Here is a 22,977-nt window from a genome sequence, read left to right on the forward strand (position 1 = left end):
TAGAGCACCACCTTGCCAAGGTGGATGTCGCGAGTTCGAATCTCGTCGTCCGCTCTCCTTCGATGAAGGACCCGGTAACGGGCGATTGGCGCAGCGGTAGCGCGCTTCCCTGACACGGAAGAGGTCACTGGTTCGATCCCAGTATCGCCCACCAGAACAAGGCAACTTGTTTGTTGTTGAAAGCCAGGCGTCAGCTTGGCAGGCAACATGTGCGGACGTAGCTCAGCTGGTAGAGCACCACCTTGCCAAGGTGGATGTCGCGAGTTCGAATCTCGTCGTCCGCTCCACATAAAGAAGCAGCTCTTCGGAGCTGCTTTTTTTGTGCCCATTTTTCGTTGAATTCCCATTCATTATTTGAAGTAACCGATACACCTCAGAAGAAGTCGCTTTATCTAATGTGATTGGGCTCGCATAATGTACTGCGAGCTCATCACCGTTCCACGCCAACCGGCAGGAGTACCCCCATGAACCAACTGACGGCATCCAAGTCCGTCCTGAGGCGCAAGCCCATTGACGACATCGAAGAAGAAAGCAAGCACAGCGGACTTTTTAAAAGTCTTGGCCTCTGGCAACTGACTGCCATCGGCGTCGGCGGAATTATCGGCGTCGGGATTTTCTCCCTGGCGGGCCTGGTGGCCCACGGCAGCGAGGGAAACCCGGGTGTCGGTCCTGCCGTCCTCTTTTCCTTCCTGATCGCCGGGCTGGCCTCGGGAGCGGCAGCGCTCTCCTACGCAGAGTTCGCCGGCATGATTCCCCGCGCAGGCTCGGCCTACACATACGGGTATGTAGCCCTCGGGGAGATCATCGGCTGGTTCATTGGCTGGGATCTTTTGCTTGAATACATTGCCATTGTGGCCGTTGTGGCGATCGGCATCTCCGGCTACTTCGACGCCTTCCTTTCGGGCATCGGAATCCACATGCCCACATGGATGACTTCCACCGCAGATGAAGGCAAGGGCGGAATCATCAACCTGCCAGCCATCCTCGTCTGCCTCCTCGTCACCTGGATCCTGAGCCGGGGAACCAAGGCCTTCGGCAGGTTCGAGCTCGTGGCGGTCGCCATCAAGGTGATCCTGATCCTGTTCATCATCGGCCTGGGCATCTTCTACGTGAACACCGAGAACTACAACCCGTTCATGCCCAGTGGCTTCGGACCTGTCGTTGCGGGCGCCGCGACCGTCTTCTTCGCGGTGTTCGGCTACGACGCCATGAGTACCGCCGCTGAGGAGGCCAAAGACGGCAAGAAGCACATGCCGAAGGCCATCATCCTGTCCCTGATCATCGCCATGCTGCTCTACGTAGCCGCAACCCTGGTCCTCACGGGCATGCAGAACTACAAGGACATCAACCCCACGGCCGGGTTTGCCTCCGCCTTCACCGGCGTGGGACTTCCGGTCATCGCAACCATCATCTCGGTGTTCGCTGTCCTGTCCATCCTGACCGTGATGCTGACCTTCCTCCTGGGCGTCACCCGCGTGTGGTTCTCCATGAGCCGCGACGGACTGCTGCCCGGATGGTTCGCCAAGACCGACCGGAACGGCACTCCCCAGCGTGTTACCTGGATTGCCGGCATCGCCTCGGCATTCCTGGCCGGCGTCTTCCCCATCAAGGAAGTCGCCGACCTCACCAACATCGGTATCCTCGCCGCCTTCGTGGTGGTCTGCGTTTCGGTGATCGTGTTCCGCTACACCAAGCCGAATGCACCCCGTACGTTCCGTCTGCCGCTGATGCCCCTCGTCCCGGCATTCGGCGTCCTGGCTTCGGCCTTCCTGATGTTCCAGCTCCACTGGGAAACCTGGGTTCGGTTCGGGGTGTGGCTGGTCATCGGCCTGGTGATCTACTTCTCCTACGGCCGTAAGCACTCACTCATGAACCCGGACAGCCCCCGCCACAAGACGGTAACTACGCCCTCGGCGTAGTTTGTCCACAGGCCTGCGTTGAAGCCTTGGCACCTCTGTCAACTGGTGTTAGGGTCGGACGCGGAGGAGCGAACTGGCTCCGCGAAGGAAGGGAGGTGCCCGTGGGTTTAATTGACGACCTGAAGGGCAAGGCTCAGGGTCTCATTCAAGGCAACGAGGAAGCCATCAAGAATGGCATCGAGAAAGCCGGGGACTTCATCGACGAGAAGACAGGCGGCAAGTTCGCCGGTCAGGTCGATTCGGTCCAGAATGCCGCTTCCGACTTCGTGGCTAAAAATGACGGCGAACCACAGGCTCCCGTCGCGGATGAGCCGAAGCAGCCGTAGCTGCCTGAGCCGCCGTACCAGATACGTCAAGGGGGCACCGGTCCCGCCGAGAGGCGCCACCGGTGCCCTTGGCGTTTAACAACTCCGATGGTCGGGTATTTTTGTGCCTATGCCTTCCCCTTCCCCGACGACCACTGAACGCCATGTCCGCAAGGAGGCCTTGGGACCGCCGGTGACCGCAGGAATTGTCACGGCACTGGTTGGTTTCACCTCATCATTTGCCGTCGTCCTGGCAGGGTTGAAAGCCGTCGGCGCCAACCAGGGGCAAGCGTCCAGTGGCCTGCTGGCGCTGACACTGACTTTCGGGCTCGGTATCCTGTGGCTCTCCTGGCGGTCCAAAATGCCGGTCACCCTGGCCTGGTCCACGCCCGGAGCAGCGCTTCTCGCCTCCGCTGGGATGGTCGACGGCGGCTGGCCGGCAGCCGTGGGAGCGTTCCTGCTGGTGGGGGTGCTGATCCTCCTGACCGGATTGCTCCCTGTCCTTGGCAGGATCATGGCAAAGATCCCCACGGCTCTGGCACAGGCCATGCTGGCCGGCGTTCTGCTTCCCCTCTGCCTGGCCCCTTTCAAGTCCCTGGGCTCGGCGCCACTGCTGGTCGCCCCGGTGCTCCTGTGCTGGATCGTCCTGATGAAATTTGCACCCCGCTGGTCTGTTCCAGGGTCGCTGCTGGTGGCCTTGGCCGTCATCGGCATCCACATCGCCTCCAGCGGTGCCAACATCCCCGCTGAGGGCCTCCTCCCCCGGCTTGAGTGGACAACGCCCGCGTTCACCGTGGAAGCTGCCGTGGGGCTGGCCCTGCCACTCTTCATCGTGACCATGGCCTCACAGAACATCCCAGGGGTGGCCGTCCTGAAATCGTTCGGCTACACCACGCCGTGGCGGCCGTCCATGTTGGTGACGGGGGCCGGAACCGTTGTTGGAGCCCCTTTCGGTGGCCATGCCATCAACCTGGCAGCCCTCAGCGCGGCACTGGCAGCCGGCGAGGAAGCCGGAAAGGACCACGACCGGCGCTGGATCGCGGCCTTTGTCTCGGGACTGGCCTACCTGGCTTTGGCAGCTGGTTCTGCCGCACTCGTCACCATCGTGGCAGCGGCCCCGCCCGGACTGCTTGAAGCGGTGGCAGGGCTTGCGCTCCTGGGCACGCTTGCCTCGTCGATTTCTTCGGCACTGGCCGCAGCGGAAGAACGCATACCGGCGTGCATCACGTTCCTGCTCGCAGCGTCAGGCTTGAGCTTCGCTGGAGTGGGCGCCGCGTTCTGGGCACTGGCCGGTGGCATCCTGGTGCGGTGGATGCTGAAGAGCCGGACACGACTTCCGAAGGACTGACTCAGGCAGGTTCGTGGTTTTGTGCCTCACGGGCCAGCGCCGTGAGCCTGGAGACCGCCCGGAAGTACTTCTTCATGTAACCGCCGGTCATCATCTCTTCCGTAAAGAGCTGATCGAACGGGACTCCGCTGGCGAGAATTGGAACATCCTTGTCGTAGAGACGGTCCGCGAGCACTACGAACCTCAGTGCAACGGCCTGCTCAGTGATGGTTTCGACATCGCTCCACACCACTGCCTCCACCCCGGAAAGCAACTGGCGGTACCGGCTCGGGTGGACCGCGGCCAGGTGGTTGACCAGGGTGCGGAAATCGTCGACAGCCACTGTCTTGCTGTCGAATTCGGCACGCATGCGATGCTTCAGCTCTTCGGTCTTCAGGGGAGCAGGTGCCGCAGGAAGGCCACGGTGGCGGAAGTCCTCGCCGTCGATCCTGACGACGTCGAACTGGTCGGCGAGCACCTGGATCTCGCGCTGGAAGTCGACGGCGGCAAAACGGCCTTCACCCAGGGAACCGGGCAAGGTGTTCGACGTCGCGGCGAGCTTGACCCCGGCGTCGGCCAGTTCGCGCATGAGGCGCGACATCAAAACGGTGTCGCCTGGATCGTCGAGTTCGAATTCGTCGATGCAGACCAGTTTGTAGCTGCTCAGCGCTTCCACGGTCTTGCGGAACGAAAGAGCGCCAACAAGGTTGGTGTACTCCACAAAGGTTCCGAAAGCCTTAGGCCCCGGTGAGCGGTGCCACAGCGACGCCAAGAGGTGTGTTTTGCCAACACCGAATCCGCCGTCAAGGTAGATGCCCGCCCTGGTGGCAGGGGCCTTTTTGGCGAACAACTTCTTGAAAAGCCCACCACTATCGTCCGAGCCCACGCCATCGGCAAAGGCGGACAGCAGTTTCACGGCGTTGGCTTGGCTCGGCTGCGAAGGGTCCGGCCGGTAGCTGTCGAACGATACCTCTCCGAATCGCGGAGAGGGGTAGAAACCCTTGAGGAGTTCCTCCACGGAGACTGCCGGTGTGCGGGCAGCCAGTTGTTCGATCTGTACCACTGTGATCCGTTCCTTCGGTTGTGGGTCCCCAGCAAGAATACCGGCATAAGGAACGGCAGAACGGCCACGTGACCAAAGCCATGTTTCACCATGTGACCGCTGGGGAAGCAATCGCACCGGGCCGTGGTTAGTGTTGGAAAGGCCGGGCGGCCACCTGATGAACCAAGGCCCGGCTCCGTCCGTTGTCAGTGAAAGGCCATCAAATGTCCTACCCCGTTGAACAGAATGAAAAGTTCGCCGCCTATGCGAACCCTGAACGCCTCGTCTCCACTGAGTGGCTTGCGGCAGCACTTGCCGATGGCGCCATCGCCGACGGCAAACTGGTAGTCGTGGAGTCTGATGAAGACGTCCTGCTGTACGAAACCGGACACATCCCGGGCGCGGTGAAGATCGACTGGCACACAGACCTGAATGATGAAGTCACACGCGACTACGTAGACGGTGCCGCTTTCGCCGCCCTCGCCGCGTCCAAGGGCATCTCCCGCGACAGCACCGTTGTCATTTACGGTGACAAGTCCAACTGGTGGGCCGCCTACGCGCTGTGGGTCTTCACCCTTTTCGGCCACAGCGACGTCCGCCTCCTCGACGGCGGCCGTGACAAGTGGATCGCGGAGGGCCGCGAGCTGACCACCGATGCATCGCAGCCGGCCCCAGGCGAGTACCCCGAAGTCGAACGCAACGATGCTCCCATCCGCGCCTTCAAGGAAGACGTCCTGGCGCACCTGGGCAACCCGCTGATCGATGTGCGCTCCCCCGAGGAATACACCGGTCAGCGCACCCACATGCCGGCCTACCCGGAAGAGGGAGCCCTGCGCGGCGGCCACATTCCTACTGCCGCTTCGATTCCCTGGGCACGTGCAGCAGCCGAAGACGGCACCTACCGTAGCCGCGAAGAGCTCGAAGCACTTTACCTTGGCGAGGCCGGCCTTGAACCCGGTGACGACGTCGTGGCCTACTGCCGCATCGGCGAGCGGTCCAGCCACACCTGGTTCGCCCTGAAATACCTCCTGGGCTTCGACACCGTCCGCAACTATGACGGCTCCTGGACAGAGTGGGGCAACGCCGTCCGTGTCCCCATCGCCAAAGGCTCCGAACGCGGTTCGGTTCCAGCGGCACTGGTACGCAACTAGCGGCGTCCCATGGCCCCCGTAGTGTTCCGGCCGGCACGATGCATTTGCCGTTGTTGTGCGTAAGCTGGAAGTGATGAGTATCCATACCTTGCCCGCCGCGTTGGCGGAAATCGTCGATGACTTCCAGGCCCTGACGGAGCCTGACCGCCTGCAGCTGCTCCTTGAGTTCTCCAGGGGTTTGCCGGAGCTTCCTGAGCGCCTGAAGGACCACCCGGAGCTGCTGGAGCAGGTAGTCGAGTGCCAGTCCCCCTTGTTCCTGACCATTGAGTCGGAGAAGAATGGGGAAAACCCTGGCGGCCCCCGCGCCTACCGGTTGTTCTTCAAGGCTCCGCAGGAAGCACCCACAACGCGCGGCTTCGCCGGCGTGCTCCATGAAGGCCTGGACGGACTGACGGCCGAGGAGATCCTGGCGGTTCCGGATGACATGCCGGAGCTTCTCGGGTTGACGCGGGCCATCACGCCCCTGCGTATGCGCGGAATGACTGCCATGCTCGGCCGGATCAAGCGGAAGGTCTCGGCGGCGCACCGCCTGGAACACTGAAAGGCACCCTCACACGGTATGGCCAAGAAAATGGCTTCACAGGGGACGCCGGCCACTGCAGCGCTTGCTGCGGCCGGCGTTCCTTTTGTCCTGCACCCGTACGCGCATGATCCGTCCGCCTCCAGTTATGGACTGGAAGCGGCCGAAGTCCTGGGGATCGATCCCGCACGTGTCTTCAAAACACTCATGGTGGAGGTCGAGGGGCGTTTGGCGGTCGCCATTGTCCCGGTGTCCGGAAACCTTGACCTGAAGTCCGTAGCCGCCTCGCTGGGCTCCAAGAAGGCAGCAATGGCGGACCCCAAAGCGGCCGAACGCCGCACAGGCTACGTTCTCGGCGGCATTTCGCCGTTGGGGCAGCGCCAGCCCTCCCCCACTGTCCTTGACGACTCAGCCTTGGCTTTCGAGACCATCCTGGTTTCAGGGGGCCGAAGGGGTTTGGACATCGAGCTTTCACCCGCTGACCTTGTCAGCTTGACCAAGGCCAATACCGCGCCGATCGGCACGGGCAAGTAGCCTCGTTCAGCCGACCGGCCCTGACCCGGTGCCGTGCCCTGTTGAACCGCTCCGGCCGGGGTTGTTCCGGGGTGCCAGTTGCCGTCGCAGCCAGGACCGGACCAGCCGCTCCCAGCGTTCGGGATCAACGTTCCACTCCTTGGTGTGCCTGGCACCGTCAAAAGGCTCGAAGGTGACCATTTCCGGGTTCTTCTCGGCAAGGCTGGCTGATGGCCCGAACGGAACGTAGTCGTCGTCGACGCTGTGGATGAGCAGGGTGGGCGTGCGCAGCTCAACGGCGCGTGCCTCCCAGTCCATCGCTTTCAGGTCCACCGGGGCAGCCAGTCCGGTGAGCCGGCGGCCCAGGGGGTGGGTCAACATCATCTGGCCGTAACGTCCCACGGTGTAGGGGATCCTGTTCATCTCGGCATGGTGGGCCATCACATTAACCCAATTGATGACCGGGGCATCCAGCACCATCGCCCGGATAGCCAGGCGATGCTTGGACAGATCCGCGGTTTGCAGGCTGATGGCACCGCCCATGGACCAGCCGAACAACACGATTTCACGAGCGCCGTTCTCCAGGGCGTAGTCGATGGCGGCCTCCACGTCGCGCCATTCCGTGGATCCCAGGCCATACCGTCCGTCCAGAGCCGAAGGAGCAAGCCCGTCATTTCGGTAGGAAATCAACAGGCTGTCCATGCCAAGCTCCCGTGCAACGGGCACCGCACGGAGCCCTTCAATGCGGGTGGCACCCCTGCCGTGGACCATGATGGCCCAGACCGGTGCCGGCGCCGAGGCTTCGGCGCGGATCAACCACGCAGGCGCCTTGCCGCCGTCGACCTCTATGTCCACATTTTCGGCCTTGAGGCCCATGGCAGCCGGGTCCGGATAGGTAGCACCGCTCCACCAGGCCCGGCGGGCTTCGGAAAGGTTGCCGCTGTAGACATCCTCGACTTCCCGCAGCACGGTCTGTTCGGCGGGCGAATACGAGACGATCCGCCCAATCCTCGCGTGCCCTGCACCCCCCGAAAAGAAGAGGCTGTAGGTGCCGTCGATGATGCTGTCCGGGGTGGCCGCAAGGATGACTTGGGGCCCGTCGTCACCGCGGATGACGGCCAGGACTTCCTGGTCTTCGTGACGGGCTGCGGGGGTAATGACTCGACGGGCAAAGTAGACGGCGAGCGCCGAGGAGCCGGCCCCCAGCAAGCCAGCAACGGTCCCGCCTGCCAGGAAGCCGCCAATGGCCCATTTGGTGCGGGGGGACAGTTTCTTCTCTGCAGCGTCGCTCGCTGACCGGGATGTCGATGCCATGGTTCCATTGTTGCCTTTCAGGGCACCGTCCAGTGCAGGCAAGGACCGCGCGGCGTCCTGTTCGGGATGTTGGGCGCCGAAAGCCTGCGGGTCAGGTTGCCCGGGACTACGCTGTAGCCATGAGCGATCCCATAGTCATCCTGACGGAAGAGCCCCTTGGCCCCGAAGACCGTGTAAATATTTCCAAACTGCTCGACGGCGGTGACTCGCCATTGGTCGTGTTGGTCCCTTCCAATACCGAACGGCATCTCCTGGTGGACTTCCTGGAGAACCTCTCGTTGCTTGATATCGCCAAGGCGTTCCGCGACCTCACTGCGCAGTCGCCTGACCCCGAGGTGGAGCGGGCGGAGGCTTCGGAGACATTAGCGGCCTCTCTGGCGGCTTTGGCCGGCTTGGGCGGTGGCGTGGCCGGGGAGGTAGTCGACGGCGATGCCGTGGCCGGCTTGGTGTCGAAGGTGCGTTCGGTGAACGCTGCCCAGGCCGTTGTCGTGACGCGGCCGCATGCCATTGCGGACACCTTCCACACGGATTGGGCCAACAAAGCACAGGATCAGCTGGGCCTCCCCGTATTGCACCTGTACGCAGGTTCGGGATTTATCGGCGACTCGTGAGCGTTGGAGAAGACATGAACACTCCTGAGAACACCAGCAAGACATCATCTGCGGCCGTGGAGAAGACCGACGCCCAGTGGCGTGAGGAGTTGACGCCGGAGGAATTCCGGGTCCTGCGGCAGGCGGGTACCGAACGCCCCTACACCGGCGAGTACTGGGATACGCATACCGAAGGCGTCTATCAGTGCCGGGCGTGTGGCAGCCAGTTGTTTACCAGCAAGGAAAAGTTCGATTCCCACTGTGGCTGGCCGTCCTTCTGGGCCCCGTTGGCTGAGGGCACTGTCCGGTATCTCCATGATCGGACCATGGGGATGGACCGGGTGGAAGTACGTTGCGCCACGTGCGATTCCCATTTGGGGCACGTTTTCGATGGCGAGGGTTACGACACCCCTACGGACCAGCGCTTCTGCATCAACTCCATCTCGCTCCGCCTGGTAAATCCGGAAGAGAGCTGACCGGGCTCCGGACGGATCGCCGCGGCGGTCCGTCCGGAACTTCACTGGCCGGTTTCAACTGTTGTGTCCTTGATCTCAAATGCCTTTCACTGATGCCATGACCAAGAGTTTCTTACGCTCAGCACATTTTTGAATTAGCAATACTTTTCGCTTGCTACGCTCGGCCCAGAAGCAATTACTACTTCGAAAGGGCCGAGTTCCATGACGATTACCGCCACCCCCACCCTCCCGCGTGTCACCGCCGACAACGCCGAGTGGACTTCACTCAAGGCTGCGGCCACCGCCCTGCAGGCGCACCAGGAACAGGACGGCTCCATTGCCGATCCTGCAGCCCACGGCGAAGCCGGCCGTCTCGTAGCCACGATCTCCGAGGCCATCACCGCACTGGCCCCACACTTTCCCCATGACGCCCGATACCTCCAACTGCTGGTCGAAGACTTCGGCCGGTGGGCAGCCGAAGGCTTCGGCGTACCGGATTTCCTGGACTCACTCCAGGCCTTCCAGCCGCAGGAGCAGCGCGTTGACGGCCTGCAGCACCTGGTGGTCTTCCCCATGTACACGCAGAACGGCAGCACCAACCGGCTGGTCGAAGCAGTCCTGATCGAGGTCATTTGGCCGGAGTTCATTGGTGGCCTGGAAGCAGGCGACTACTCGAACAAGCTCTTCGTCCCCATCCGCTTCGTGGACTTCACCCCGGGCTACGACACCAACTCGGCGGTCCTCTTCCCCGAGACCGTCGCCGTCCGCGAGACGCCGACCTTCACATGGGGGGCCATTTTCGCCGACCGCGAGGCCGCCCGCTTCCGCCGCGTGCTCAAAGCTGCTGCCGAGACCACGTCCCTGGAACTGCCGGCTGACGCAGCCCAGCTGATCTCCGACCAGGAGCTCACCCAGCGGACATTCGTGATGTGGGACCTGATCCACGACCGCACGCACATGCGCGGCGACCTGCCCTTCGACCCGTTCATGATCAAGCAGCGGATGCCCTTCTTCCTCTACTCGCTCGAGGAACTGCGCTGCGACCTCACCGCCTTCCGGGAATCCGTCCGCATCGAAAAGGACGAGACCGCCGATCCCGATGCCCGCAAGCACGCAAAGCTTGTCCAGTACGCCGTGATTTTCGACCGGATCTTCCGTTTCGCCATCACCGGCAGCCGTGTACGCAATTACGACGGACTCGGCGGCCAGCTCCTGTTTGCCTGGATGCACCAGCACCGTGTCCTGCATTGGACGGACAGCAAGCTCAGCATTGACTGGGACGAAGCAGCCGCCGTCGTGGTGGAGCTTGGCGCACAGATCGAGGAACTATACTGGCGTTCCATTGACCGTCCCAAGGCAGCGCACTGGCTGGCCGCTTACGAGCTCATTTCGAGCACCGTGACCCCGCACCCGGCGTCCGTTTGGGCGAAGGGCCCGGACGCACTTCCCCTGGATGGCCCGCCGCGTGGCCTCACGGACCAGGTCCTGGACGATGAATTCCCGCTGTCCATGTTCTACGAAGCTCTGGAGAAGAAGATGCGCCCCGTGATCGAATCCACCACCGGCATCACCGGTTCGACGGCGGCCTGATGACCGCATTGACCATCCTGGTGACGGGCGGCAGCAGCGCTTCAGGCGTTGCCGCCGCCCGTGCGCTGGCTGCAGCAGGGCACCGTGTCATCACGGTGGGTTCGGATGAAGCCCGTATCAAGGCCGCAGCGGCAGAAACAGGCCAGGACGTCACCCCCTTGGTGTGCGACCTCGCCAGCCTTGAGGCGGTTCGCGAACTGAACTCCGATATCGAAAAGCTGCGCATTGGGGGCGTCGACGGAGTGATCCACCTCGTCGGCGGTTGGCGCGGCGCAAAGGGTATCGAGGATCAAAGCGACGACGACTGGGACACGATGGAACGCAATGCCGTCACGACCCTGCGCAACGTCTCCAGGGTTTTCTACGGCCAGCTCGAAGCATCTGCGCACGGACGGCTTGCAATGGTGTCATCCACAAGCGCCTCGGCACCTACCGCTGCAGCCGCCAGCTACGCTGCCGCGAAAGCTGCAGCGGAAGCCTGGACCCTGGCGGTGGCCGATGGTTTCCGCCGCGAACAGTCGGGCAACAAGGACGCTCCCACCGAGCAACACAGCGCCGCGGTGGTCTTCGTGGTGAAAGCCCTCGTCGACGCCGGCATGCGGGAGGCGCATCCCGAACGGCGATTCCCCGGGTACACGGACGTCGAAGACCTGGCTGCTGCCGCCGTCGGCCTTTTTGAACAAGCTGCCAGCGAACTGAACGGCCAGCGCATCCTGCTGGCCAAATAGACTTGAAAGCGTGAACGAACCAGTGACAAGCACAACAGAGGCAATCCTCAGCGCGCCCGGCACGGCCGGGCCGGTACAACTGCACGATCCGGCGGTCCGTGGATTTGCATCGGATAACTATTCCGGCGTGCACCCCGAAATTCTTGCTGCCTTGGCCGCCGCCAATGGCGGACACCAGGTTTCCTACGGCGAGGACGTGTACACGGCCAGGCTCCAGGAGGTCCTGGAGCAGCAGTTCGGGCCTGGTATCGAGAGCTTCCCCGTCTTCAACGGCACGGGCGCCAACGTCCTGTCCCTGCAGTCCCTGCTCCCACGGTGGGGCGCTGTTATCTGTGCATCCACCGCGCACATCAACATGGATGAGAATGGGGCGCCGGAGCGCATCGGTGGAATCAAGCTCCTTCAGGTGCCTACGGACGACGGCAAGCTCACTCCTGAGCTGATTGACCGCGAAGCATGGGGTTGGGGCGATGAGCACCGCGCCCAGCCCCTGGTCGTCTCCATCACCCAAACCACTGAGCTGGGTACCTGCTACACGCCCGAGGAAGTACGCGCCATTGCCGACCACGCCCACTCCAAGGGCATGAAATTGCATATGGATGGAGCCCGGCTGGCCAACGCAGCGGCTCACCTTGGGGTGCCCCTGCGCGCATTCACCCGCGACGCCGGCGTGGACATCCTCTCCTTTGGTGGCACCAAGAACGGGCTGCTCTTCGGTGAGGTCGTGGTGGCATTGAACCCCGAGGCAGCGGACGGCCTGAAGTTCCTGCGCAAGATGAACATGCAGCTTGCGTCCAAGATGCGGTTCATCTCCGCCCAGTTCATCGCCTTGCTCGAAGATGGACTCTGGCTGCGCTCCGCTGAACACGCCAATGCCATGGCGGCCCGCCTCCGCGCCGCCGTGGAAGAGATCGACGGCGTTGAACCTACCCAGGCGACGCAGTCCAACGGGGTCTTCGCCATCCTCCCCGAGGGCGTAGCCGACCGGCTTCGGAAGTCATTCGCGTTTTATGACTGGGACGCCGCCCGGCGCGAAGTCCGGTGGATGTGCTCCTTCGACACCACGCCAGAGGACATCGATGCCTTCGTTGAAGGGATCCGGCGCGAGCTTGGGTCCAAGTAACCCTTGCGCTTCGGGGCGGCGAGCCTGCACAGAATCGCCGCCCCGGACGCATAATCTGCGAGGGTGAACGCCCTCGCACAGGTTCCCGCGGATTTTCTCTTCGCCCTGGGAACGCTACGCAAAGCACAATGCCGCAGCGAATTGCGGCTTGAGGAGATCCCTGCCCCGGCCCGGCTGGCGCCCTATGCCGTGGCCTTGGGCGCGGAAGTGTTCAGTCCCACCGCAGCCACCCGGCAGGTTCCAGTCCACGGGCCAGCCGCCAAAGCCTTCGCCCAAAGCCACGCCAACAGTCCGTCCACGGACGACGACGACGAGCTCGCCACGGGCCGCTTCATCCTCCTGCACGACCCCGACGGATCCGCAGTGTGGGAGGGCGAGTTCCGCATTGTCACATACATCCGGGCCCAAATGGACGCCGAAATGGGCAATGATGCCATGCTGGGCTCCGTAGCGTGGACGTGGCTGGTGGATGCGCTCGAGAACCATGCGGCTCCCCATCGTGCAGCCGGAGGCACGGCCACCAGGATTCTTTCCGAGAGCTTTGGCACCTTGGCAGAACGGCCGGACACCATCGACATCGAACTCCGCGCCTCCTGGACGCCGGCCAGCGCCGACGTCCAGGCCCATCTGGAAGCCTGGTCCGACATGGTCTGCACCTTCGCCGGACTGCCGCCCCTTCCCCCGGGGGTTACCGGACTACCCAACAGGAGGCTCAATTGACCCCGGAACATTCCACTGGCCGCCCCACGGGCGCCCGCGAAGCATACCGTTGTGACGGGAATCGGTAAGCTTAAGCCACCATGACCCCTGAAAATCCGGAAAACACCACAGCCGGCGATCCGGCTGCTGAAACCACCACCCACATCAAGGTCGACGGCTTCGACAGCCACGTCCCCGAAATCATTGATCTTGACACCCCGCGCGAAGGCGTGCCCCTGGTCATCGACACCCCTGCGGGATTGGAGCGGTGCGCCGCTGCAATCGCCGCGGGTACTGGGCCGGCAGGAGTGGACGCGGAGCGCGCCTCAGGCTTCCGCTACGGCCAGCGCGCCTTCCTTGTCCAGATCCGGCGTGAAGGCGCCGGTACCTGGCTGATCGACCCCGAGCCCTTTGACGATCTGGCGATCATCAACGACGCCCTCCGGGGCGTCGAATGGATCCTGCACGCTGCTACCCAGGACCTGCCCTGCCTGTCGGAACTGGGCATGTGGCCTGACAAACTTTTTGACACAGAGCTGGCTGCCCGCCTGGCAGGCCTCCCCCGCGTCGGGCTCGCCGCAGTGATCGAGCAGCTCCTCGGGTTCGGCCTCGCCAAGGAGCACTCCGCTGCTGACTGGTCCACCCGCCCCTTGCCCGAACCGTGGCTGCGATACGCCGCCCTGGACGTCGAGGTCCTCGCCGAACTCCGCGAAGAACTGATCGAACTCCTCGAAGCGGACGGCAAGCTCGAGTACGCCGAACAGGAATTCGCCGGGATCCTCGCTGCAGGCATTTCCCCGCCGCGGGTCGACCCTTGGCGCAAGACCTCCGGCCTTCACCAGATCCGCGACCGCCGCCAACTGGCCGCAGTCCGTGAACTCTGGCAGGAACGCGACCAGCTGGCCCGCAAGCGCGACGTCGCACCCGGCCGGCTGATCCCGGACTCCGCCCTCGTGGCCGCCGCCAAAGCGATGCCCACCACAGTCCCCCAACTGCTTGCCACCAAGGGATTCCACGGCAGGTCCGCCCAACGCGAGGCACCCCGCTGGCTGCGGTGCATCACCACCGCCAGGACCCTCACGGACCTCCCTCCCCTGCACCTGCCCACCAACGCGCCCCCGCCCCCCAGGGTTTGGGTAGACCGGGATCCCGAGGCGGCCGCACGCTTGGCTACCGCGCGGCCCGCGCTGCAGGCCCTGGCAGAGGAACTCAATCTTCCTGTCGAGAACCTCCTGACCCCCGACTACCTGCGCCGGATCACCTGGCGTCCACCGGCGGACGTTTCACTCGAATCGGTCTCCTCTGAGTTGCGGACACTTGGCGCGCGGGAGTGGCAAATCTCCTTGACGGCCCCGATCCTTACCGCCGCGTGCCTGAATCCGGATCCGCTTCCAGCCAAGGAATCAAAACCCAAGGAAGCCAGCTGAACATGCCGCTGAAAGGCCCGCCACCCGAACCACGGTTCGGGTGGCGGGCTTTTCGTTTTCCCGCACCGGGCTTCGAGCAGCCTTGCAAGCTAAGTTACCCACGAGTAACATTGCCATCAATGCCAACCGGATGTCCGCAGTGCGGGCTCCGGCGCCATGTCTCAACGAGGAGTTAATACATGAGTCCAGCACGCAGCGCCCAGAGGAACATCCGCGACGTCGTTTTCGTCGACGGAGTCCGTACCCCCTTCGGCAAGGCCGGGGAAAAGGGCATCTATGCAGGAACCCGCGCCGATGACCTCGTGGTGAAATGCATCCGTGAACTGATGCGGCGCAATCCGTCACTGCCCGCCGACCGTGTGGACGAGGTCGCCATAGCGGCAACCACCCAGACCGGGGACCAGGGACTTACCATCGGCCGCACTGCCGCCCTGCTGGCCGGACTCCCCCGCACAGTTCCCGGTTTTGCGATCGACCGCATGTGCGCGGGAGCCATGACAGCAGTCACGACGACGGCGAGTGGCATCGGCTTCGGTGCCTACGACGTCGTCATCGCAGGCGGCGTAGAACACATGGGAAACCACCCCATGGGGGCTGGGGCAGACCCCAATCCGCGGTTCATGTCCGAACGCCTCGTGGACCCGGCGGCCCTGAACATGGGAAACACTGCCGAGAACCTGCACGACCGCTTCCCCGCCATTACCAAGGAGCGCACCGACGCCTACGCCGCCGGATCCCAGGCGAAGCTCGCAGCCGCCTACTCCAACGGCCAAATCCAGCACGACCTGGTACCCGTCGCGACCATGAAACCCGGACAGGGCTGGGCCCTCCACACCACCGACGAGCCCCCGCGCCCCGGGACCACGGTTGAGGACCTTGCAGGGCTCCGCACACCATTCCGCGCGCATGGGCGCGTCACCGCAGGCAACGCCGCAGGGCTCAACGACGGCGCCACGGCCGCGGTGCTCGCCTCGGCCGATGCTGCCGAAGAACTGGGGCTCCCGGTCAAGATGCGCCTCGTCTCCTACGCCTTTGCCGGCGTCGAGCCTGAAGTCATGGGCATCGGCCCGGTTCCCGCAACGGAGAAAGCACTCCGGAACGCCGGCCTCGGCATCGAAGACATCGGATTGTTCGAAATCAACGAAGCGTTCGCCGTCCAGGTCCTGAGTTTCCTTGACCACTTCGGCATTGCCGACGACGATCCCCGGGTCAACCGCTACGGTGGCGCGATCGCCGTCGGCCACCCGCTGGCTTCCTCGGGCGTTCGGTTAATGAACCAGCTCGCACGCCAGTTCGAGGAAGACCCGTCGGTCCGCTACGGCATCACCACCATGTGCATCGGACTGGGCATGGGTGCCACCGTGATTTGGGAAAACCCGCACCACGCCGATTACGAATCTTTTGCCACCGACCAGGCCACCACTGCCACCACCGAAGGAGCCGCAGCATGAGCGCCGCCGAATTCCAGAAGCTCGCCGCCCTCTTCCCCGACGAAGTCGTCACGCATTCCTACGTCCAGGACATCGACCTCCCGGGCGGTGTAGGAACTTTCGCCCTGATCACCTTGGACAACGGGTTGGACCACTCCAAGCCCACCACTTTGGGTCCCAACACACTGGTTAAGCTCGGCGGCGTCCTGGACGGCCTCAAGGATCGGGCATCCAAGGGCGAAATCGTGGGCGTGGGCGTAACCGGCAAGCCATACTTCCTGGTGGCAGGTGCGGACCTTTCAGCTGTGAAGACGCTGAAGGAGCGCGAGCACGGACTATGGATGGCCCAGCTCGGCCACACCGTCTACGCCACCCTCGCCGACCTCGGCGTTCCCAGCTTCGCCTTCATCAACGGCCTCGCCTTGGGCGGCGGGCTCGAGATCGCACTGCAGTCCACCTACCGCACAGTCTCCACCGGCGCTGGCGCCCTTGCCCTTCCTGAGGCCTTCATCGGACTGGTCCCCGGCTGGGGCGGCGTGTACATCCTCCCGCGCCTCATCGGTCCGGAGAACGCCGTCAAGGTGATGATCGAGAACCCCCTGAGCAACAATAAGACGCTCACAGGACCTCAGGCCTTCGAGCTCGGAGTTGCCGACGCGATCTTCGAACCTGCCGACTTCGTTGAACAGTCGCTGGCATGGGCGGCGCGCGTTATCTCCGGCGAGGTCACGCCTGAGCGGAAGAACTCGGTGGACGCCACCGAAGAAAGCGTTGCCACCCGGTGGGCGGCGTCGGTCGCAGCAGGACGTGCCTTCGTCGAGGCGAAGACCTCCAATGCCTCCCCCGCGCCGGCCAAGGTCCTGGACGTCATGGAAGCCAACCGCACCATGACGCAGGCCGAGTCCGCCGCACTCGAATGTGAGACACTCGCCGGACTCATGCAGACCGACGAGTTCCGTTCCACGGTGTACGCGTTCCTGGATCTGGTGCAGAAGCGCTCCAAGCGTCCTGCCGGTGCCCCTGACCGTAAGCTCGCCCGTCCTGTAACCAAGATCGGCGTGGTCGGCGCCGGACTGATGGCCAGCCAACTCGCATTGCTGTTCGCCCGGCAGCTCAAGGTGCCCGTAGTGATGACCGACATCGACCAGGCCCGCGTGGACAAGGGCGTGGCGTACGTCCACGCCGAGGTCGACAAGATGCTGGCCAAGAAGCGCATCAAGCCCGACGCCGCCAACAGGACCAAGGCACTGGTGACCGGCTCCGTTTCCAAGGAAGCCTTCGCCGACGCCGACTTCGTCATTGAAGCCGTCTTCGAAGAACTCCACATCAAGAAGCAGGTCTTCGCCGAGGTAGAGGAGATCGTCTCCCCCGAGTGCATCCTCGCCACGAACACGTCTTCTCTGTCCGTGACCGCCATGGCCGAAGACCTGAAACACCCTGAGCGCCTGGTGGGCTTCCACTTCTTCAACCCCGTGGCCGTGATGCCGCTCCTGGAGATCGTGCGGGCGCCCAAGACCGACGACGCCGTCCTGGCCACTGCTTTCGAACTCGCCAAGGGACTGAAGAAGACCGCTGTCCTGGTCAAGGATGCCGCCGCTTTCGTGGTGAACCGGATCCTCCTGCGCCTCATGGGCGAGGTCATCGCAGCGTTCGACGAAGGAACCCCGGCAGAGGTGGCCGACACGGCGCTGCGGCCGATGGGCCTGCCCATGTCACCGTTCACCCTGAGCGCCATGGTGGGCCTGCCAGTGGCCCAGCACGTCCAGGAGTCCCTGCATGCCGCCTTCGGCGACCGATTCCCCGTATCGCAGAACCTGCAGAAGCTCATCGACAACGGCGTGAAGTCCCTCTGGGTCACTGGCCCCGATGGAACCCCCTCCATCCCAGCCGAGACCCTCGCCATCATGTCCTTCGGAAACACCCCGTCCACGGGTGAAGAAGTCTTGCGACGTACCCAGGACGCCTTGGCCGAAGAGATCGGGCTCATGCTGGCAGAAGGCGTCGTCGCCGGCCCCGAGGACATTGACCTCTGCGTGATCATGGGCGCAGGTTGGCCGATGTTCCTGGGCGGGATCACCCCTTACCTGGACCGCGTTGGCGCCTCGGAGCGAGTCAACGGCAAGCGATTCCTTGCTCCGGGAGTTGCTTCAGCCCCCGCCTAACCCCCGGCCCGGCTCTCTTCCCTCCCGCGGCTTGGACCAGAACGCTCTCTCACATCCCGCCGCTTAAAACAGAACGCTCTCTCACTAAGGTGAGGGAGCGTTCTGCTTTTAGGGCTGTTTTGTGAGCGAGGGATGCAAGATAGCGGGCGGGATGTGAGCGAGGGCTAGAAGAGGGCGACCTTCGGGGCCTTCGGGAAGATGTCGTCCAGTTCTGCCCGGTCTTCCTGAGTGGGGACCCAGCGTACGGCTTCGGCGTTCTGGCGGATCTGCTCGGGACGCGTGGCCCCGGCGATGACGCTGCTGACACCAGGCTGGGCGGCCAGCCAGGAGAATGCGAGCTGAAGTTCGGTGATGTCCCGCTCCTTGGCGAACTGGCCGAAGCGACCCAGCTGCTCCCAGTCCGCGTCGTGGACCAGGTTGGTGCGTGTATGGCTCAGCCGCGAGCCTTCGGGTGCCTTCCCCGCCGAGTACTTTCCGGTGAGCAGCCCGTTGGCCAACGGGAAGTACGGCAGGACACCCAGGGAGAAAGCTCCGGCCGCGGGGAGGACTTCGAGCTCGGCACGCCGGTCCAGCAGGTTGTAGTGGTTCTGCGTGGAAATGAAGCGGGTTCCGCCGGCCTGGCGGGCAACATACTCTGCCTCGGCGATCTGCCAGCCGGCAAAGTTGGAATGGCCGATGTAACGGACCTTGCCGCTGGAAACCAGGTCATCCAAAGCAGCCAACGTTTCGTCGATGGGAGTCCGGGGGTCCGGGGTGTGGAACTGGTAGAGGTCGATCCAATCCGTGCCCAGCCGGCGAAGCGATGCCTCGGCGGCCTTCACGATGTACCGGCGCGAACCGCGGGCGCCAAAATCGTTGCCGTTGACTCCGCCCATGTCCATGCCGAACTTGGTGCCGATCACGACGTCGTCGCGGCGGCCCTTCAAAGCCCTGCCCAACATGGTCTCGCTCAGTCCGGGCTCACGGCCGTACACGTCGGCAACATCGAAGAACGTCACCCCCGCGTCCAGGGCAGCATGGACGACCGCGTCCGTGCCTTCCTGCGTCTCCGTAGGTGTGTTGGCACGGCCCAGGTTGTTACAGCCCAGTCCAACTACTGACACGGTCAATCCGGAATGGCCAAGGCGTCGGTATTCAGTCATGGGTTCAGCCTATATCGGCGATCCAAGCAGCTAGTAACCCCAGGCAACAAACACCCTGCCCGCTAGCTCCGGCCGTAGGTGATTCCCGATTCCTCCATGGCGTCCTCAAGCTGGGCAATGGCCACGGGTCCCATCCCATGGAGTTTGGTGGCTTTCAACTCGCCGAATTCGGCCAGCTGCTCCAGAGTCTCGATCCCCTCGTGGGCCAACGCACGCTTCGCCGGCGCCGCAAGGCCTTTGGGCAAGGGGGTATGGCCGGGCCAATTGCTTTTGGACGACATGGAGTGATCCCTTCTGGGCGCAATGGTGCTTACTTAGAGAGTAAAGCCCACACCTTGCTTCGGCGAGTGCTTAATCTTGAAAGCGCTCGGGTCGCTGTGCGGGGCCGCAGCGATGGTGAGCTTGGTGAAGTCCAGGTCTTCACCGCGGACACAGATCTTGATGGCGTTCACGGCTTTGTTGACGTCCGGGCAGAGGCAGAAGATGTTCAGCCGGGAGTTGCCGATTTCAGAACGGTCCACCACACCAAGGCCCCGCCACGCCAGTTCGGCGGTCAGCGCAGTCTTGGCCTTGCGTTCGAGGTGGCGGTCCCGCTCGGTACCCTCCTTGGTCTTGAGGGCCAGCTGTGCCACCACCCAGAACTGTTCGGATTCGGGAATTTCCGCATAGCCGTCTTCTTCGCATTGCGCGGCAAAGGCCGCCATGAGACCTTCCACGGAGGAATCGTCGTCGACGGCGGTTTCATCGGTGCTGCTCTGGTGGCCGACTACTCCGTGATTGATGACGAACTGCTGGTCTTCGTCGTCGTACCAGGCTTCCCGGAAGTGAAGAACCCCGTCGTCGTCGCGCTTGTACGTGCGGATAATGCCGCTCATGCTCGTCCTTTCCTGAACCACTCTGCGCTGGTGCTGCCGGCACCGGCCATGTCGAAGGGGGCTTCCATTTGTTGTACCGCCTGGAAAAGGGCAGCGCATTCCGCCCGCATGGCCGCAACCGTGGTTTCCGGGTACGCCATGTCGGTCCGATGCTGTTCGAATTCGTCTTCGTCATCCACGAAAACGCCGTGCTTGGTGGAGCGGATGACGTCCAGGTCCATGTCGATCATATGAAACTCGGTCACGCCCGGTTTCAGTTGATTCCAGCCATGGGCAGTGGCGAGGTCCACGTAGATCCGGAAATCGCCGGGGTAGCTGTCGTCATAGAAGGTCGCCACGTACTCCCCCGTGCGGGGGATAAGCAGGACAGCGTCCGACGCCGTATAGAAGGCTGCGCCCGGACGGGAACAGAATTCCCCAGCCCCTTGGAAGACCCACCAGCCGTGGATGTCCTCGCCCAGGTAGGTTCCCGGGACCACCCAGTGGGCCTTGCCGTTCCATTTCCGGTTCCTCGACACCACGAGGTCGCCGGGCTGCAGTGAGCCCGGCCCGCGGTCCCCACTCACAGGGTGGGCATACTTCCGGTGGTGGGGTGCTCCTGGCCCGGCAACGGCCGGGCAAACGGGACCTTTGTCCCCAAAACCTGGGCTACGACGTCGTGCGTTATTTTTTGCGCAGTGAGTCCCACGCGCTCCAAAACCTGGCTTCGCGATCCATGCACCAGGAACTCGACAGGAAGCCCAACCTCGTTGAGGGCGGTATCCACGCCCGCGGCGCGCATTTCCTGGCGGATCCGGGAACCAACGCCCCCGGCCCGTACGCCGTCTTCGATGCAGATGACCAGTCGGTGGCGGGCGGCCAGGGCGATGATGGACTTGCGGACGGGCAATACCCAGCGGGGGTCGACCACTGTGGAGCTGATGCCTTGGGCGCCCAGGCGATCGGCGACATCAAGGGCAATCTCCGACATGGCGCCAACGCTGACGATCAGGACGTCGTTCTCGGTTGAACCCTCGGGTCGTCGGGCAAGGATGTCCACGCCGTCATGCAGGCGCTCAATGGCCTCGACTTCAGAACCGACGCTGCCCTTGGAGAAACGGACCACGGTGGGCGCATCGTTAATGGCCACGGCTTCGCGGAGTTCCTCACGGAGCCGGGAAGCGTCGCGCGGAGCAGCCAAGTGGAGTCCGGGCACGATCTGGACCATTGCCATATCCCACATGCCGTGATGGCTGGGGCCGTCCGGGCCGGTGACCCCGGCCCGGTCCAGGACGATGGTGACGCTGGCTTTGTGCAGCGCCACGTCCATGAGGAGCTGGTCGAAGGCCCGGTTGAGGAAGGTGGCGTACACCGCCACAACGGGGTGGAGACCGCCAAAGGCCATGCCGGCGGCGGACGTCAGTGCGTGCTGCTCCGCGATGCCGACGTCGATGACGCGTTCAGGGTGGCGCTCAGCGAACTTGTGCAGCCCCACCGGAATGAGCATGGCTCCGGTGATCCCCACGATGTCGGGGCGTTCGTCGGCGATGTCCGCGATCTCCTCGGCGAACACCGACGTCCAGGACCTGGCACCGGGCATCTCAGTGGATTCGCCCGTTTCGGGGTCGATGATGCCCACCGCGTGGAATTGGTCAGCCTCGTTGGCGAGGGCCGGCGCGTAGCCGTGGCCCTTCTCCGTCATGGCGTGCACGATCACAGGGCCCCCGTACGCCTTCGCCGTGCTGAGCGCATGTTCCATGGCCTGGAGGTTATGCCCGTCGACAGGGCCGATGTATTTCATGCCTAGGTCTTCGAACATGCCTTGCGGGGCCCACCAGTCCTTGATGCCCTTTTTCATGGCATGCAGGCTCTTGTAGGTGAACTGGCCGGCCGGACCGCCGTTCTGCAGCCTCTTCTTCCACCAATCCAGCATGCCCTCGTAGGCCGGGGCTGTCCGCAACGAATCGATGGTGGGGCGCAGGGACGCCAGGTAATCGGCAAAGCCACCGACAGTGGGGGCGTAGGAACGTCCGTTGTCGTTGACAACGATGACGACCCGACGCCGCTTGTCCGCGGCAATGTTGTTGATCGCTTCCCACGTCATGCCGCCGGTCAACGCGCCGTCACCGACCACCGCGACGACGAACCGGTCACCTTCGCCGGTCAGTTGGCGGGCGCGCGAAATACCATCAGCCCACGACAGAGACGAGGAAGCGTGCGAGCTTTCCACGATGTCGTGTTCGGATTCGGCGCGTTCCGGATAGCCCGAGAGTCCGCCTTGCTGGCGGAGCGTGCTGAAGTCCTGCCGCCCGGTGAGGAGCTTGTGCACGTAGGACTGGTGCCCAGTGTCAAAGACAATACTGTCCCGCGGGGACTCAAAGATCCTGTGGATAGCGAGCGTCAGTTCCACGACGCCCAGGTTGGGTCCCAGGTGTCCACCGGTGGCGGCTACGTTGGTTATCAGGAATGCCCTGATTTCTCCGGCCAGTTGTTCCAGCTCGGTGCCGGACAGTTTGGCCAGGTCCTGTGGATCCTTGACGGCTTCCAAAAGTCCCAACGGCCCTCCTTAGGGTGTATGACGTGCTTGTTAACTTTAGCGCGTGCCCGGCTTTCGCGCGTTTCACGCGCAGGCGGCTCGCGGACGGGTGTGTTCCGGACGCCAACAGCCCCGGCTGGTCAGGCGACC

The 22,977-nt window shown here is 63.6% G+C and carries 22 protein-coding genes and 3 tRNA genes (1 of these 25 running past the window's edge); 18 read left to right on the top strand and 7 right to left on the bottom strand.

Features of this window, described 5'->3' with window-relative positions:
- From ABHM97_RS15305 to ABHM97_RS15330, 6 genes are all read left to right on the top strand, one after another.
- Nucleotides 1–54: transfer RNA gene (locus tag ABHM97_RS15305), tRNA-Gly, on the top strand (it extends 141 nt beyond the left edge of the window).
- Between the two features lie 25 nt (nucleotides 55–79).
- Nucleotides 80–154 (top strand) — tRNA-Val (locus tag ABHM97_RS15310).
- A gap of 57 nt (nucleotides 155–211) precedes the next feature.
- Nucleotides 212–287 (top strand) — tRNA-Gly (locus ABHM97_RS15315).
- A 177-nt stretch (nucleotides 288–464) separates the two neighbouring features.
- Entirely contained in the window at nucleotides 465–1,919 is a 1,455-nt protein-coding gene (locus tag ABHM97_RS15320) for an amino acid permease (RefSeq protein ID WP_235520521.1), read from the top strand.
- Nucleotides 1,920–2,014: 95 nt separating this feature from the next.
- Nucleotides 2,015–2,245, top strand: a complete 231-nt coding sequence (locus ABHM97_RS15325) for an antitoxin (RefSeq protein WP_257368346.1) — start codon at nucleotides 2,015–2,017, stop codon at nucleotides 2,243–2,245.
- Nucleotides 2,246–2,354: 109 nt separating this feature from the next.
- On the top strand, nucleotides 2,355–3,572 hold the full coding sequence (locus ABHM97_RS15330; RefSeq protein WP_349471375.1) for a benzoate/H(+) symporter BenE family transporter: 1,218 nt from the start codon (nucleotides 2,355–2,357) through the stop codon (nucleotides 3,570–3,572).
- 1 nt (nucleotide 3,573) lies between these two features.
- Here the strand turns inward: ABHM97_RS15330 and zapE are convergent, their stop codons facing one another.
- On the bottom strand, nucleotides 3,574–4,614 hold the full coding sequence (gene zapE / locus ABHM97_RS15335; protein ID WP_349471376.1) for a cell division protein ZapE: 1,041 nt from the start codon (nucleotides 4,612–4,614) through the stop codon (nucleotides 3,574–3,576).
- Between the two features lie 203 nt (nucleotides 4,615–4,817).
- Here zapE and ABHM97_RS15340 point away from each other — a divergent pair, with 203 nt between their 5' ends.
- The 3 genes from ABHM97_RS15340 (at nucleotide 4,818) to ybaK (ending at nucleotide 6,798) form a co-directional block, all read left to right on the top strand.
- On the top strand, nucleotides 4,818–5,744 hold the full coding sequence (locus ABHM97_RS15340) for a sulfurtransferase (RefSeq protein ID WP_235520517.1): 927 nt from the start codon (nucleotides 4,818–4,820) through the stop codon (nucleotides 5,742–5,744).
- Between the two features lie 73 nt (nucleotides 5,745–5,817).
- On the top strand, nucleotides 5,818–6,285 hold the full coding sequence (locus ABHM97_RS15345; RefSeq protein WP_349471377.1) for a SufE family protein: 468 nt from the start codon (nucleotides 5,818–5,820) through the stop codon (nucleotides 6,283–6,285).
- An 18-nt stretch (nucleotides 6,286–6,303) separates the two neighbouring features.
- The gene (gene ybaK / locus ABHM97_RS15350; protein ID WP_349471378.1) at nucleotides 6,304–6,798 is read left to right on the top strand and encodes a Cys-tRNA(Pro) deacylase; all 495 of its coding nucleotides are present in this window, start codon (nucleotides 6,304–6,306) and stop codon (nucleotides 6,796–6,798) included.
- Between the two features lie 6 nt (nucleotides 6,799–6,804).
- Here the strand turns inward: ybaK and ABHM97_RS15355 are convergent, their stop codons facing one another.
- Nucleotides 6,805–8,091 (bottom strand): alpha/beta hydrolase family protein, encoded by a 1,287-nt coding sequence (locus ABHM97_RS15355; RefSeq protein ID WP_349471379.1) that lies wholly within the window; start codon nucleotides 8,089–8,091, stop codon nucleotides 6,805–6,807.
- 119 nt (nucleotides 8,092–8,210) lie between these two features.
- Here ABHM97_RS15355 and ABHM97_RS15360 point away from each other — a divergent pair, with 119 nt between their 5' ends.
- The 9 genes from ABHM97_RS15360 to ABHM97_RS15400 all read left to right on the top strand — a co-directional run bounded on the left by ABHM97_RS15360 (nucleotide 8,211) and on the right by ABHM97_RS15400 (nucleotide 18,295).
- Nucleotides 8,211–8,702, top strand: coding sequence for a hypothetical protein (locus tag ABHM97_RS15360; protein WP_235520513.1), 492 nt, complete (start codon nucleotides 8,211–8,213; stop codon nucleotides 8,700–8,702).
- A 14-nt stretch (nucleotides 8,703–8,716) separates the two neighbouring features.
- Nucleotides 8,717–9,157: a peptide-methionine (R)-S-oxide reductase MsrB gene (gene msrB, locus ABHM97_RS15365; protein ID WP_257368355.1), complete on the top strand. Its 441-nt coding sequence runs from the start codon at nucleotides 8,717–8,719 to the stop codon at nucleotides 9,155–9,157.
- A 201-nt stretch (nucleotides 9,158–9,358) separates the two neighbouring features.
- The gene (locus tag ABHM97_RS15370) at nucleotides 9,359–10,726 is read left to right on the top strand and encodes a DUF6421 family protein (protein WP_257368357.1); all 1,368 of its coding nucleotides are present in this window, start codon (nucleotides 9,359–9,361) and stop codon (nucleotides 10,724–10,726) included.
- A complete protein-coding gene (locus ABHM97_RS15375; RefSeq protein ID WP_349471380.1) occupies nucleotides 10,726–11,454 on the top strand; it encodes an SDR family NAD(P)-dependent oxidoreductase in 729 nt (242 codons plus the stop codon). The genes ABHM97_RS15370 and ABHM97_RS15375 overlap by 1 nt, the downstream gene beginning before the upstream one ends.
- Before the next feature lie 10 nt (nucleotides 11,455–11,464).
- Nucleotides 11,465–12,577, top strand: coding sequence for a threonine aldolase family protein (locus ABHM97_RS15380; RefSeq protein ID WP_374111504.1), 1,113 nt, complete (start codon nucleotides 11,465–11,467; stop codon nucleotides 12,575–12,577).
- A 63-nt stretch (nucleotides 12,578–12,640) separates the two neighbouring features.
- The gene (locus ABHM97_RS15385; protein WP_211714097.1) at nucleotides 12,641–13,297 is read left to right on the top strand and encodes a DUF3000 domain-containing protein; all 657 of its coding nucleotides are present in this window, start codon (nucleotides 12,641–12,643) and stop codon (nucleotides 13,295–13,297) included.
- Between the two features lie 80 nt (nucleotides 13,298–13,377).
- Entirely contained in the window at nucleotides 13,378–14,703 is a 1,326-nt protein-coding gene (locus ABHM97_RS15390; protein WP_349471381.1) for an HRDC domain-containing protein, read from the top strand.
- A gap of 179 nt (nucleotides 14,704–14,882) precedes the next feature.
- On the top strand, nucleotides 14,883–16,154 hold the full coding sequence (locus ABHM97_RS15395; RefSeq protein WP_349471382.1) for a thiolase family protein: 1,272 nt from the start codon (nucleotides 14,883–14,885) through the stop codon (nucleotides 16,152–16,154).
- Entirely contained in the window at nucleotides 16,151–18,295 is a 2,145-nt protein-coding gene (locus tag ABHM97_RS15400) for a 3-hydroxyacyl-CoA dehydrogenase NAD-binding domain-containing protein (RefSeq protein WP_349471383.1), read from the top strand. The genes ABHM97_RS15395 and ABHM97_RS15400 overlap by 4 nt, the downstream gene beginning before the upstream one ends.
- A 164-nt stretch (nucleotides 18,296–18,459) precedes the next feature.
- Here the strand turns inward: ABHM97_RS15400 and ABHM97_RS15405 are convergent, their stop codons facing one another.
- The 5 genes from ABHM97_RS15405 to dxs form a co-directional block, all read right to left on the bottom strand.
- Nucleotides 18,460–19,437: an aldo/keto reductase gene (locus ABHM97_RS15405; RefSeq protein ID WP_349471384.1), complete on the bottom strand. Its 978-nt coding sequence runs from the start codon at nucleotides 19,435–19,437 to the stop codon at nucleotides 18,460–18,462.
- 62 nt (nucleotides 19,438–19,499) lie between these two features.
- Nucleotides 19,500–19,718: a helix-hairpin-helix domain-containing protein gene (locus ABHM97_RS15410; RefSeq protein ID WP_211714092.1), complete on the bottom strand. Its 219-nt coding sequence runs from the start codon at nucleotides 19,716–19,718 to the stop codon at nucleotides 19,500–19,502.
- A 33-nt stretch (nucleotides 19,719–19,751) separates the two neighbouring features.
- Entirely contained in the window at nucleotides 19,752–20,312 is a 561-nt protein-coding gene (locus tag ABHM97_RS15415; RefSeq protein WP_235520505.1) for a hypothetical protein, read from the bottom strand.
- Nucleotides 20,309–20,878, bottom strand: coding sequence for a DUF402 domain-containing protein (locus ABHM97_RS15420; protein ID WP_235520504.1), 570 nt, complete (start codon nucleotides 20,876–20,878; stop codon nucleotides 20,309–20,311). The genes ABHM97_RS15415 and ABHM97_RS15420 overlap by 4 nt, the downstream gene beginning before the upstream one ends.
- Nucleotides 20,875–22,848: a 1-deoxy-D-xylulose-5-phosphate synthase gene (dxs, locus tag ABHM97_RS15425; protein ID WP_349471385.1), complete on the bottom strand. Its 1,974-nt coding sequence runs from the start codon at nucleotides 22,846–22,848 to the stop codon at nucleotides 20,875–20,877. Before dxs ends, ABHM97_RS15420 begins: the two co-directional genes overlap by 4 nt.
- Between the last annotated feature and the right edge of the window lie 129 nt (nucleotides 22,849–22,977).

This window comes from Paenarthrobacter sp. CAP02 (genome assembly GCF_040137855.1).
Taxonomy (GTDB): domain Bacteria; phylum Actinomycetota; class Actinomycetes; order Actinomycetales; family Micrococcaceae; genus Arthrobacter.